10 protein-coding genes are annotated in these 12067 nt (G+C 38.1%); 4 read left to right on the forward strand and 6 right to left on the reverse strand.

What is annotated here, in order from left to right:
- The first annotated feature begins 308 nt into the window (after positions 1-308).
- On the forward strand, positions 309-881 hold the full coding sequence (locus K2F45_RS10520) for a glutathione peroxidase (protein WP_145327388.1): 573 nt from the start codon (positions 309-311) through the stop codon (positions 879-881).
- 11 nt (positions 882-892) lie between these two features.
- Here the strand turns inward: K2F45_RS10520 and K2F45_RS10525 are convergent, their stop codons facing one another.
- Positions 893-1435, reverse strand: a complete 543-nt coding sequence (locus tag K2F45_RS10525) for an SMI1/KNR4 family protein (protein WP_145327387.1) — start codon at positions 1433-1435, stop codon at positions 893-895.
- Between the two features lie 75 nt (positions 1436-1510).
- On the reverse strand, positions 1511-4183 hold the full coding sequence (locus K2F45_RS10530; protein WP_248933508.1) for a DEAD/DEAH box helicase family protein: 2673 nt from the start codon (positions 4181-4183) through the stop codon (positions 1511-1513).
- Between the two features lie 549 nt (positions 4184-4732).
- Here K2F45_RS10530 and K2F45_RS10535 point away from each other — a divergent pair.
- Positions 4733-5191: a hypothetical protein gene (locus K2F45_RS10535; RefSeq protein ID WP_248933509.1), complete on the forward strand. Its 459-nt coding sequence runs from the start codon at positions 4733-4735 to the stop codon at positions 5189-5191.
- A gap of 42 nt (positions 5192-5233) precedes the next feature.
- Here K2F45_RS10535 and K2F45_RS10540 read toward each other — a convergent pair whose 3' ends face one another.
- From K2F45_RS10540 to K2F45_RS10550, 3 genes are all read right to left on the reverse strand, one after another.
- Positions 5234-5821 (reverse strand): hypothetical protein, encoded by a 588-nt coding sequence (locus tag K2F45_RS10540; protein ID WP_248933510.1) that lies wholly within the window; start codon positions 5819-5821, stop codon positions 5234-5236.
- 144 nt (positions 5822-5965) lie between these two features.
- Complete coding sequence (locus K2F45_RS10545) at positions 5966-6364, reverse strand: SpoIIAA family protein (protein ID WP_248933511.1); 399 nt, start codon at positions 6362-6364, stop codon at positions 5966-5968.
- A 128-nt stretch (positions 6365-6492) separates the two neighbouring features.
- Positions 6493-7089, reverse strand: a complete 597-nt coding sequence (locus K2F45_RS10550; protein WP_248933512.1) for a DNA-3-methyladenine glycosylase — start codon at positions 7087-7089, stop codon at positions 6493-6495.
- 460 nt (positions 7090-7549) lie between these two features.
- Here K2F45_RS10550 and K2F45_RS10555 point away from each other — a divergent pair, with 460 nt between their 5' ends.
- Positions 7550-7885, forward strand: a complete 336-nt coding sequence (locus K2F45_RS10555; RefSeq protein WP_145327384.1) for a hypothetical protein — start codon at positions 7550-7552, stop codon at positions 7883-7885.
- A gap of 49 nt (positions 7886-7934) precedes the next feature.
- On the opposite strand, the gene K2F45_RS10560 is transcribed toward K2F45_RS10555, so the two are convergent.
- The gene (locus tag K2F45_RS10560) at positions 7935-9713 is read right to left on the reverse strand and encodes an NPCBM/NEW2 domain-containing protein (protein ID WP_248933513.1); all 1779 of its coding nucleotides are present in this window, start codon (positions 9711-9713) and stop codon (positions 7935-7937) included.
- 558 nt (positions 9714-10271) lie between these two features.
- On the opposite strand from K2F45_RS10560, the gene K2F45_RS10565 reads away from it, so the two are divergent.
- A complete protein-coding gene (locus K2F45_RS10565; RefSeq protein WP_075992121.1) occupies positions 10272-11204 on the forward strand; it encodes an SPFH domain-containing protein in 933 nt (310 codons plus the stop codon).
- The last annotated feature ends 863 nt before the right edge of the window (positions 11205-12067 follow it).

Below are 12067 nucleotides of genomic sequence, written 5' to 3' on the forward strand. Positions count from 1 at the left end.
GTTTAATAGTGTAGCCGAATCTTTGTCATGAAGATTCGGTTTTTTATACTGTTTATTATCCGATCAGAAAAGCATTTTTCATTTCCAATTCAGACTTTCTTTAGTAACTTTAATCCATTGTAAACGCTGAACTCATCGTTTATAAGACTTTGCAGAATACGTTTTGCCTTGTACAACGTTGATCGGCAAGGTTGTTATGTATCGTCCTTGGTCGCAAGTCCAAGGGTGTTCATCGACCTAAGTAAAGACGATTCTGGGATGGTTTCGTGCATATATCGATTGTCATGTTTCAAAAAAAAATAAAAAAAATGCTCTTTATAATTTTATTCATTGTTGCGGTAGTCGCCGCAGGTGTGGCCTATTATTTATTCACCAATGGTAACGTTAAAGTAGATATGGCTTTGAAATCAGCTACGCTATATGGATTTAAAGTTAAGGGGTTGGACGGCTCGTCCATCGATTTCGCGCAATTTAAAGGTAAAAAGATACTCATTGTAAACACCGCTTCTAAATGCGGGTTTACACCTCAGTACGAGGGGCTTGAACGCTTATATAAAAGATTCAGTGATAAGTTGGTTATTATAGGTTTTCCTTCAAATGATTTTTTAGACCAAGAACCTGGTAAGGATGCCGAAATAGCTGCTTTTTGTCAACGGAATTACGGCGTAACTTTTCCGATGGCAGCAAAAATTGATGTTAAAGGAAAACGGCAGGCGCCTATTTATCAGTGGTTGACCAACAAAAGCTTGAACGGCGTAGAAAGTTCTGCTGTCTTGTGGAATTTTCAGAAATATCTAATCGATGAAAATGGCAGGCTTATGAAGCATTTTCCTCCAAAAATAGATCCCGAGGATCCTGCAATTGTGGCGTTGCTCGATTAGTTAGATAGCGCTCATTCAACTTTCTTTAAACATTTGAAAGTCCGCGGTAGTGGATGGCTGCAGAATGGGAGAAATTCTTTAATAGAACCGCCAGTCAAATTACTAATGAGTTCATCGATTGATTTGCCAGCTTTTCTAAATCCTGTACCCTTAAAATCTGTTATATAAATATCCAGTTCGCCTGCTACATCAATTTCATAGTCCCAAAAGAGATAGTAGCCATTGTCGCTGGAAGCGAAGGGAAACAATCGCTTTACGATTGGCAGCGAGCAGTCAGGACCTATTTCAAACCAAATATCATCATTTTTAACATCATCAATATAGGTACTTCTAATTTCATCGGATCTAACAGTTAATGAATCTCCATAGTTGCCCATCGGAATATAAATATGAAATTCACCTAATGCTAACCCGTATCCATAGTTTTTTACAAAGGATTTGTATGATTTAGGAAAAGCTTTTCCATTTGGGAATCTAAAATTCTCGAGAATTGACTGATCCCCAAATTCAGAAGGTGTACCTTCTATTTGCAGATCAAAGGTATTATTTAGCATAACGTTTTTATAAAAATTCGCATATTACGATTCAAAATTTCCTGCCTGTTGTTGATTTTTTTTTAACTTATTTCTTTACCGCCACTTACTTACCTGCAGTACGTTTTCATCCAGTTGTGCCGCTAATGATTTCGCCCGTGCTTTTAAGATCAATTTTCTGCCAGTAATTGTTCGGGTAAAGATTAAATCACAATTCCCAACGTGTGCTTCCCACTGATTGCTAAAATATTCGGCGAACTCTTTTTTGCGTGCCAACAGTTCCGGAACAGCATGATAATCTTCCTGCTTGACAAAAAAAGCAAATTTGTTTTTCCTGACAATCACATAACGCGGATTATAGATCGGCGCAATAATCTCCTGTAGTGCATTGATGAATATTGATTTGTCGTATGTTGTGCCTCCTTCTAAATGGCAGTAAACGGAACCCGAGCGATCAACTTGCGTTTCTATTCTTACTTCGTTTCGATCAGTCCGTATGATATGAGCTTTTAGCAAGCCATTTAAGAGTGCATAACTCACTTGGTTGAGATCTTTGGAAATATCTCGATATTTCAAATATAGTCTGAGTGACCTGACTGTATTTCTACCAAAAAGTAGCATTCCGACTGCACTCAAGCTGGCCATGTAAATATAAAAATCTTTTAGGCTTTGCATATTTTTTAATGCTCTAAAAAATCCCTGTACATTGTCAAGTCCAAAACTAAGCCAGGCAGCGCCCACTGTCGCGAGTAAGTTTCTAATTGTTTTGTTGAGATACAACGATTTTACACGTTGATAATCTTGTTCTTCCGCAAAAGGTATCTTGATCTCCTCGACGAGATTCACTCCTTTGCTAAGCGCATCATTCCACCGCTGTCTGAGGTTCTCTCGGTCGGCAGCAAATAACAACATTTCCGCATTTTTCCGTGAAATTTCCCCAACGTTGTTTATGTTTTCGGGTAGATCAAAACGGCCTATACCATTTTCAATTTCAGGTTCTTGTCGCAGCGAGACGCCGACAAAACTTTTGAACCGTCGCTTTAATAATTTAAGGTCATCACCGCCCGTTGCGGAAGTGGAGTCGGCACATACCAAATGCCAGATATTTGCCGTTTTGTCCTTATTGCCCTGTTGCGCTCTGATAGCCCGACCCCGCATCTGATTGGAAAGTACAAATGAGCCGACAAAGCTCGCTAAAATCAGGGCATTGATTGCCGGAGCGTCCCAGCCTTCACCTAACAATGACTTGGTCCCCAGTAGGACTTCAATTTCTCCAGTCTGGAATAGCTGTGTGACGATGTGAACGATATCGTGTTTAAGTCCCTCTGTCTGGTTTATTAAAAGGTAATTTGTATCAAAAGGAACAGGGCTCGCAGCGTTGTCATAAATATCATACTTAGCAGCAGTGGTTTGAAATGCAGCGTAAGTGCTAGCCGGAATAATGATCATGGATCCTGTAAGTACAGCGATTTTCTTATTATTCTTATTTTCCCGTCTCAATTTTTCGAAAATAGGGATAACACCTATTTTGTTCAATTCAAGCGTATTATGGTCGGTGCTTACATAGAATTCTTTTCGGATAAAATCCGAAAGGACTACCAGCCGTAGGTTTCTACCCAATCTTTCATATTCAAAATCCACAATCGCTGTAATAGCGTCCATTTTACTGATACTGGATGTCAAATATTGTCGGACACGGCTATTTTGGGAAAAGTTAACCCGTTTTCTTTCCGTGGCACCATGCCTTTGTAATCTATTTTCTAGCATGTTGCGGTGTTCTTCAAACGCATTGAAATGTACCTTTTCCTGGTACAGATAAAATTCAAGTAGAATTTCGAGCCATTCATAATCCAGGCGAGGTATTTTAAAATCTTTGCCACCGATGATCTCCATATGGAGCTCGGGAATTGGAATTTGGTTGGCATGGAGAAAAATTAAGCATGCTGAGTAATATTTTAGGTTATTATAGACCCAGTCGAGATCATCCATCGGGTTTAACCATATCGGATGATTTTGGACCGCCTGCAGTACGATTTTGTCGCTGCTTACTTCCTTAAACAGTTTAAGCATGCTATCCCTATAATCGGCAATAAACTGTCTTTCCTTTTGGCTAGGATTGGTGAAATAGATGTAATCCTGATGCGGACATAGATCACCCTCAATGACAAGTTCGGGGACGGAAATTTCTGCATCTATGGGACCATTGAGATCCATGTAGCGCTGCCATTCTGTTGGAGTGACATCGTAAGGTGGAGTTGCTGTTAGACCAACAACCGTCGGCTTCAGCTTTTTCTTTATATGGGTTAATGTATGCCACCATTCATTTTTAAGATGGTGTGCTTCGTCGACGACAATCGTGCCGATTTTTTGCGATTTCAATCCCTTTAGGATAAGCTCAAGGTTTGACCCGAGCTCCGGTGCATCCTGATCATTGCAGGCCGCATGCAGCGCCTGATAGGTTACTACGGTGAAAAATTTCGGATTCCGGATATCCCTGGAGATCCAGTCCGGCACGGTGTCCGTTTGAAGAAAAAGTTCACTGAACCGTTGTATCCATTGGTTACGGATTGCACGTGTCGGTGCGAGAATTAGTGTTGGTTTATTGATGCGTATAGCGACTTCAAGCCCCAAAACTGTCTTACCTGAACCAGGTGGTGCCACCACATGTAAATGACCATCTTTAAGATGCTCTTGTAATTCTTCAAGTACCCGAAGTTGGTACTTGCGCCATGAATATTTGAATTTAATTGCTTTAGGGTATTCAGTCAATAGATCCGGATAATTTAAAATTTACACTATATTGTAGTGCAATATACCAATTTTGGTTGCAAATACGATTTGCCGTAGAAGACTTGTGTAATTCCTTCGATTGACCTCGAATATAAGTGGTATGTTAAAATTATATTTCTTTTAAGTTAAATATTATGTATGCTTACCGAAGGAAAAAAAATAGCCGTTTTATCCAACATGGAGGTGCCTCCTAAGTACGTTTAAAGCATTTTCAAAGCACTAGTCCCTTGTGCCTGATCAGTGTTATATCCGTGCTTGATCTGTGCTTGATCCGTACACTCTCCAAAAACGGGCTAGTTTCAAGTGATTAATTTTAGCAGTTGGTTAATTTTTGATTAATTCTGGGCGAGCGGGATTTGGCATCGTTTCATCCTCCGTTAGGCTTATTGGACAGCGGAACAATTATTATTCGCGGAGACAGAATTTATATTCGTACATCACTCCCGGAAAATAACTTGATATCTTTGTAAGCGTACTTGAAAGTGTTATCGATGAATAGACAACAGTAATTATAAAAATACGGGTAATATGGGGAAAATTATATTCAGATTTTGGTTGGTTAATGTACTGATAAGTGTCGCGCTATTTATCCTATACCGACTTGTTATCGCAGAGACGAATACGGCTGCTACAGGATTTCTGGAGACGATTATAGTTATACTGGACATTGTTGTCAATTTAGGTTTTTCAACAATTTATCTTTTCGTAGTGATTTTATGTTCTTTACTATTTTTTCTAAATCGCATCGAAAAAATTCGCCGAAATAAAGTATTATCGTTTCTGACATTTTCGGGAATACCTGCTGTTTGTCTGGTCTTACTGATTATTTATATTTTGGTTGGAGTTTATAAATATAATATGGTTCTCGACCCGTTAAAAATGCTGCTCCTGTTTTCTGTTGTTTATCTAGCCAGCACCGTCTTAGAATTTGTCCTGTTCAGAAAAATAATCGAAAAACAGCATACTACTCCGAAAGTTAAGCAATAAAACTGCATCATTGTCGTCTGTATGACTATTTGCTTAATCAAATTAATCAAAATTAGCTGAGTTCAGATATCCTGATGATCTTAATGTTTCTAAGATGTAATTCGCTTCAGCTTGATCCATATCATTCGCGAATTTTATTGTTTTAAAACCATATTCAAATCGAATAGTCCCTCTATTTTTAAACAACGACAAATCATTCCTGCGGCCCCAAAAAACGAATTCAAAGGGCTCCTCTTCGATATGAAAATTCTTTACTTCCCGTAGATCAAATATCTTATTTCTGAAGAATATATCATTTTTTCTGGCGATGCTGATCTGCTCACGATCTATCACGATGATTTCTTTTCCAATTAAGTACCACGATAATGTTTTAATCACAAATAAGCCCCCCAGAGTCCAGCCAATCAACCAGATTACTTGAAACAACCGATCAAATTCTAATCCGCTATTTCCGTTATTAAAAAAGTCCTTTACGAACGAGCCTCCAACAAAATTTAATCCAATAAACCAAGCGACCAGCCACAAACTAAGGAACGCTATGACAGGCATATGTTTTTTTGCTGGGATGGTAATTTGGTATCTATTTGACGTTTGGTCAATATTTGCAATACCATCATAAGGTCTTTCCATGGTGATAATTTGTTACTTGTTCAAAATTGGTTAATTTAACAGGGACTAATATGCGAAAAGTAAAAGAATAAAGAAACAATTTTTTATCATTAAATTATACTAATTTTTCAGGATAAGCCATCTGATTTGTGCGTAATTCGCAGATCAAATTTTTCTATTGCTGTTCTCGATGAATTCTAATGCTTCCTCTAACTGATTTTCATCAAAATATCGCTCTTCTAAAGCCGAGTTAAATAAATGGAGCATCTTGTTTTCAATATTGACTATTGACTTCATGAAATCAGAATGGGATACAACCGCACAGCGTCCGATTTTTCCGAAATGTTTAATTCCCCATAATTCCCCTTCAAAAAATGCTTTTAATTTCATGTCTTTCATCACAAACATGTCTTTAACCTTAATCAATATGTTGACATGCGCATAACCTTCATTCAATTTTTCTTCGAAAAGTTGTTCTATCAAAAGCGCATCAGTTTCTGTAAATGTTCCTATTAATTCCAACGCAAGTGCATTGTCTTTAAATTTTTTTATTTGATTGATCATGTTGGTTTGTTGGTTTTATTGTTTTGCATGTCATCTGTATAGTAAAGTTAAAAAAATATGGAACGTAATTGAAATTCAGTTATTCACATGAATTAAAACTCAATTGCGGGGGGCTGACGAATGAATGGTCACTTTCTGGCATATTTACTTTCCTTTACAAAAAAACGTAGGGGTAGAGCCGCGTGTTCCTGAGCATAAGCGATACCGATTCGTGCTGCTTTTCCGATTTGTGCGGGATTGTATTTTAATCCCTGATCTTCAATCCAAATGCGGTCGTCGGTCAATAGCGCATCATTAAATGACGCGTCAATTCCCAAAGCTTTGGCCGCAGAACCCGGTCCGTTGGAAAATGAGGGTTTTTCTGGCAACACGTGTCTCCGTAAAGCCATCACGTCAATGCCAACGAGCGGTTCAATACTCCTGATTAAAACGCATTGAGGATCCGCTGCACCAGAGGTAACAATATTCAACAGATGGTGAATCCCATAACATAGATATACATAGGCCACACCACCTTCACGATACATCGGCTCAGTCCTGGAGGTTCTCTTTCCGTTAAATGCATGAGATGCTTTATCCATAACGCCAAAGTAAGCTTCAGTTTCGACAATTCTACCCCCTGTTAGCAGGCCGTCTTTTTGCTTATAGAGTACCTTTCCTAACAGATCTTCTGCCAGGAATAAAGTATCGGTATTGTTATAATAAGATTTAGGCAGTTTACTCATCCTTTATACAAAAAATTGACTTATTTATCATTCGTATGGTACTCGTATCAGTAGAGGTATTCAATCCTTCTCTAAGCACAGTTTTGTTTATCCCTATTTCCCAGTTCTTTTTCTCCTAGGTTACATCGTATGTGTTCTCCAAGATTAGCCAATCCAAATCTGAAAGCAATACCATGCCATAACTGGCAACATCAATAACCTTACCCATCATCATCTATGAATCAAATTGTCAACGATTATGTCCGTCGTCTAACGTTGATTAAATATAGGGAAAATCACCATTTTATCGCTAACGAAGAGTAGTTAAGCAAATGATTTTCAAACTCACCTGATAGGGCCGATAAAAAGTCTACTTATGTTAATTTTCGTGAGGCCTAAGTAGCTGACTTTATTTTAAAAATCCATTCAGGAAACCTAAAATGATACTTGTTTGGCTCATCAGGCTGACAAATAGTTAGCAATGTATACGTATGGTCTGCAAAAAAAATATGATGACGGCAATTTTTCAGGTATCCATACCAATATTGCTTTAACGTGGCACGCAGCAAATAAGGTCGTTACACTGGTCAGCAAGGGGATGCCAGATGTCCTTTTTGATCGGGAGGTGGACAACAGTGTGGCGCTGAGCACTGAGCTGACGGAAGCAGAAATACAAAAGGTATTTACACATTACCTTGCCCTGATTGACCGAGCCAAGGTTCGGTTTTTTGTGATGTCAAAAAATTTTGATGAGCTGCTGAACCGCAAAGAAAATAGAAGTGAGATCAAATTGCCAGGCCAGCTCTGGAATATGTAAGCTTCTGGAAATACCTTTACGAACTGGATGAATAGGGGGCGTCGTTTTTTTATTTTATAAGATATGGGTTGCACCACATTGACCAGGCATTAAAGTTGTTGCCGCTTTGATCTTGCGTAAGGAGTTCAAGATCATCGACACCTGTTATATCTAGATCAAAAAGATGCTGTTCATTGGGCTTGACATTATGGGAAGAAAGGATTTTCCCATTACCACGGATGATAAATTGAATGCCCTCTGGTTTTTGAGCGCCGTCACGTAAAGCTGCGATGATTTTTAATTGCCGCCACTTTTTTGCAAGCTTGTACTTATATAGGGATGGTGCATGGGCATATAATCCTTTGCGATATACCTTAGCGCTGTTTTCTAGAAAAAATAAAGCGTTAGATTCTGCTGTGTAATAATTTCTCGCTGGGTTTTCCCAACCTACGTAAGCTTCTTCCCATGCTGCGTCAGAAAGAAAGATACTATCCTTTTTTATGGTTTTAAGGTTGATGGGTTGGTCGTCCTGCAACAATTGATTTAAGACACTCAACTTGGCCTGTTTTTGATTATCCAGGCTGTCATTTTCTACTACTCTAATCAGGTCATTGACGGTAGCCTGACCAAAATTATTAATGGTTAGGAAATCTCCTTCGTTACTATGGCTAACCATTTTTCGGTATTCTTTAACTGATCCGTTGTGAAATAAAAACAGCATTCTAATTTCATACGGTATATTGCCTTCAAAAGGAGCAATATCAATTTCTACAGAATTGCTCTGGTTGACTACAGCGGTAAAGCTGTTGCTCAAATACTCGGAGGTATTATAAGGGTGGATCAACGCTACAACGCCATATGGTACTGTACCTGCACGGTACTGGAGCTTTAATTTTGTCGTATTTTCAGCTTGAAATAGCTTAAATGATTGTAATAGGAATTCGTTTTTTTGTTGGATAGGTTTTGGTCGCTGTGTAAATATGGGATGACTACTTAGTTGAAATACTGAGGCTTTGGAAAATTTAGCTGATTTTAAACCACCCCATTTTTCGTCTTTGTAGTGCCTGCTGCCATATTCTCCCATTAAGGAGATCGTTTTTGAATTGAACTCATTTGGAAAACCATGATCGTGTGGTAATCCAAAAAGGTGGCCCATTTCATGTGCGATCCCACCAAGGTACCAACTGTTGAACTCTCCTACAGTACATGCTTTATTTGTGGCAAACATCTCAGTAAAAGTTATTTTGGTGCTTGCATCCGTGAGTAGTGCCGGATCTAGGAGGTCGCAGTCTGCAACCATGCACAAGCCCGAGGAAGCAGAGCCCCTGCCATAGTATGGCGAATGAAAGATGTAGGTACCATTTTCATCTTTATGGCTTAAAGCATTAATAACAAGGATATGTTCGGTGTTTGGATTGATAGCAGGTGCCAGTTTTTCGAAGATTTCATTTTCTATTTCACGCCCTGAATTTATTGTATAATCATTTGAGGATTTCGCCCCTTGAACCAAGTGGTACCGATAACCCGAATCGTCTGTCTCAAAAGAGATACCATGACTCTTAAATCCCGAATTTCCAAGCTCAGTTTTGTAATAGGAGGAGATATCTTTCAGTGTTCGGTCGAGACGATTTTTCCAATCGGAAGATAGCTTTTTGTCAGCAGGATAAAAATAAACAACCTTAACAGTATGAAGCAGTTTATTTTTATTTTTTGAAATTGCTCCTTGAGCGAATTGGTTGAGTGTTAATAGTAAAATAGACAGCATTATCCAGAGGAAGTTTGGCTGACGTTTCATCCATGGTAATATACAATCGCTATTGATTTCAATTAGGTTTAATCTAGGTTTCATATTATCTAGACACTAAGTTAAATAAAATCAGCATGATTTTCATTAATAATATGCATAAGTTCTTCTTCTATATAGTTTTATATCCTATTTGGCTTGAAACGCTGGTGAAGGGGAAATCAATTTATTCTTCCTTACGATAACCCAAGAGATCAAGTCCAGCTTGATTGGCCCAAATAATAACTCCTCCGTTTTTGGTCTTTTGTGGTTTCTATTTTCATATTTTATTTGGGTGGAGTGCTGTCCATCTATCAAGGTGTTATGCATATGCGGAGCCCGAATTGATGAAAGATCCTTTGTGGAGTTATATCGTCTTAATACTCTCACGTATTTGTTATAGCAGTTGCTTTCGTTTTATAAATGGGAGTATCAGCGGAGGTAGCTTTATGCCAGGATTGCAGAGGTAAAGCGTTGATTATGCCTAGTACGATCAGATGAACCATGGTGATATTTGGGGATGATAACTTAGCGATTGATATTTACCGAAAAATAAGAGAATTGATATAAGAATGACAATGTAAAGATGTAAGTTTGTATATCACCAATATTAAATTTAAGGTTATGCTATATTTAGGAATTCTAGTCTTTTTTGGACTTATTACATTATTTGCTTCATTTTATACGGTAAAACAAGAATCTGCTGCTGTGATAGAAAGGCTGGGTAAATTTTTAAAAGTAAGTCATGCTGGTTTGCATTTAAAAATTCCGTTTTTGGATCAAATATCTAAACGTCTGAATCTTAGAATAAAGCAATTGGATGTCATAATTGATACCAAAACACTGGATAATGTTTTCATCAAGATGAAAGTTTCTGTCCAGTATCAGGTAATCAGAGACAACGTAAAAGATGCTTATTATCGTTTGGAGAATCCCGAAAATCAGATCACATCGTATGTTTTTGATGTTGTGCGTGCTGAAGTTCCAAAAACAAAATTAGATGACGTTTTCGTAAGAAAAGATGATATTGCCATTGCCGTAAAAAGTGAATTGCAGGATGCGATGCAAAGCTACGGTTACGATATTATTAAAGCATTAGTGACAGATATTGATCCTGATGAACAGGTCAAACATGCCATGAACAGAATCAACGCTGCTGAACGCGAAAAAACAGCCGCAGAATATGAGTCTGAGGCTCAAAGAATACGAATTGTTGCTGTAGCAAAAGCTGAGGCAGAATCTAAAAAACTACAGGGACAGGGTATCGCAGATCAGCGAAGAGAGATTGCGAAGGGACTGGAAGAATCTGTAAAAATGCTGAATGCTGCCAATATCAATGCACAGGAAGCCTCTGCGTTAATCGTGGTTACGCAACATTATGATACGCTGAATGCTATCGGCGCCAATAGCAGAAGTAATTTGGTTTTGCTTCCTAACTCGCCGACAGCAGCAAGCTCTATGCTGAATGATTTGGTTGTTTCAATTGCAGCGGCACAGAAGATTGATGGACATAATAGTGCGCAATTGCCTGATCTTCCTAAAGATGGCGGTCTTTAGGGATAGAAATCCAAAGAAGCTCTTCCATAGACGTATTATCTAAATGTTGATGTAACTGAATTCCTCAAAAGCAGGATATGGGATAAGATTACCAAGGGTACCACCAGGTTGGGCAATAAAGCATATGGAAATTGTAACATAGCAATATTTGGCTGATCGTAAGCGATCAATTGTATAGGAATTGGGGATGACAGTATTCCTAGAAGAACAACAATGAGAACTGAGCAAATACCGAATATGTTCCATAATCTGAAAATCTGGAAATTGAAAATTTTACGAAAGAATATGCCCGTTATCAAAAATATTAAGGCAGTAATTCCGAAAACTATATCATAATTGCAGCCAATAAAAGTCATTTCTCGCGGCAGCATTTTAGCTTTGAATAAAGCATAGAGAATAAATTCTACAGGAATACGCGAGATATGGATCGCCAAAAGCAAATACATATTTATTTTTGTATTAACCAATAGTATCGAACAACAGACGATTGTTATAACTGTACCCAATAGCGTTAAGGCGAAAGATGGGGGAAATTGTATAAAGAGCCCTGCAACAGCGGCAAATGATATGAAGAGCGACCAAATGATATAAACTCGCATAGAAAGTTTGTGGCGTACAGCGAACCAAAATAATACAAAACAACTTATTGTAATAGCTATAAATAGATTCTGCATGATTAAAAAGCATATATCTTATAAAACTAAAGCATAAAAGGCCTAAAATACTTGCCTTAAGGCAAGTATTTTAGTGACAGGAATTCCTCGCTATATGCTTTTGACCAAAATGAGAATATTATAACGACAGATGCTCCAAGCATTGGTTATTATCGAGAAAATTTTATTTAGCTTCCCTCAACAGGTATT

The sequence above is a fragment of the Sphingobacterium siyangense genome (genome assembly GCF_023277505.1).
Classification (GTDB): domain Bacteria; phylum Bacteroidota; class Bacteroidia; order Sphingobacteriales; family Sphingobacteriaceae; genus Sphingobacterium; species Sphingobacterium siyangense.

Bases quoted from the DNA above. Each gene is read 5' to 3' on its own strand.
- K2F45_RS10520 (WP_145327388.1), top strand. From the start codon at position 309: ATGCTCTTTATAATTTTATTCATTGTTGCGGTAGTCGCCGCAGGTGTG.
- K2F45_RS10560 (WP_248933513.1), bottom strand. From the start codon at position 9,713: ATGAAACCTAGATTAAACCTAATTGAAATCAATAGCGATTGTATATTA.
- K2F45_RS10550 (WP_248933512.1), bottom strand. From the start codon at position 7,089: ATGAGTAAACTGCCTAAATCTTATTATAACAATACCGATACTTTATTC.
- K2F45_RS10525 (WP_145327387.1), bottom strand. From the start codon at position 1,435: ATGCTAAATAATACCTTTGATCTGCAAATAGAAGGTACACCTTCTGAA.
- K2F45_RS10540 (WP_248933510.1), bottom strand. From the start codon at position 5,821: ATGGAAAGACCTTATGATGGTATTGCAAATATTGACCAAACGTCAAAT.
- K2F45_RS10535 (WP_248933509.1), top strand. From the start codon at position 4,733: ATGGGGAAAATTATATTCAGATTTTGGTTGGTTAATGTACTGATAAGT.
- K2F45_RS10555 (WP_145327384.1), top strand. From the start codon at position 7,550: ATGTATACGTATGGTCTGCAAAAAAAATATGATGACGGCAATTTTTCA.
- K2F45_RS10565 (WP_075992121.1), top strand. From the start codon at position 10,272: ATGCTATATTTAGGAATTCTAGTCTTTTTTGGACTTATTACATTATTT.
- K2F45_RS10545 (WP_248933511.1), bottom strand. From the start codon at position 6,364: ATGATCAATCAAATAAAAAAATTTAAAGACAATGCACTTGCGTTGGAA.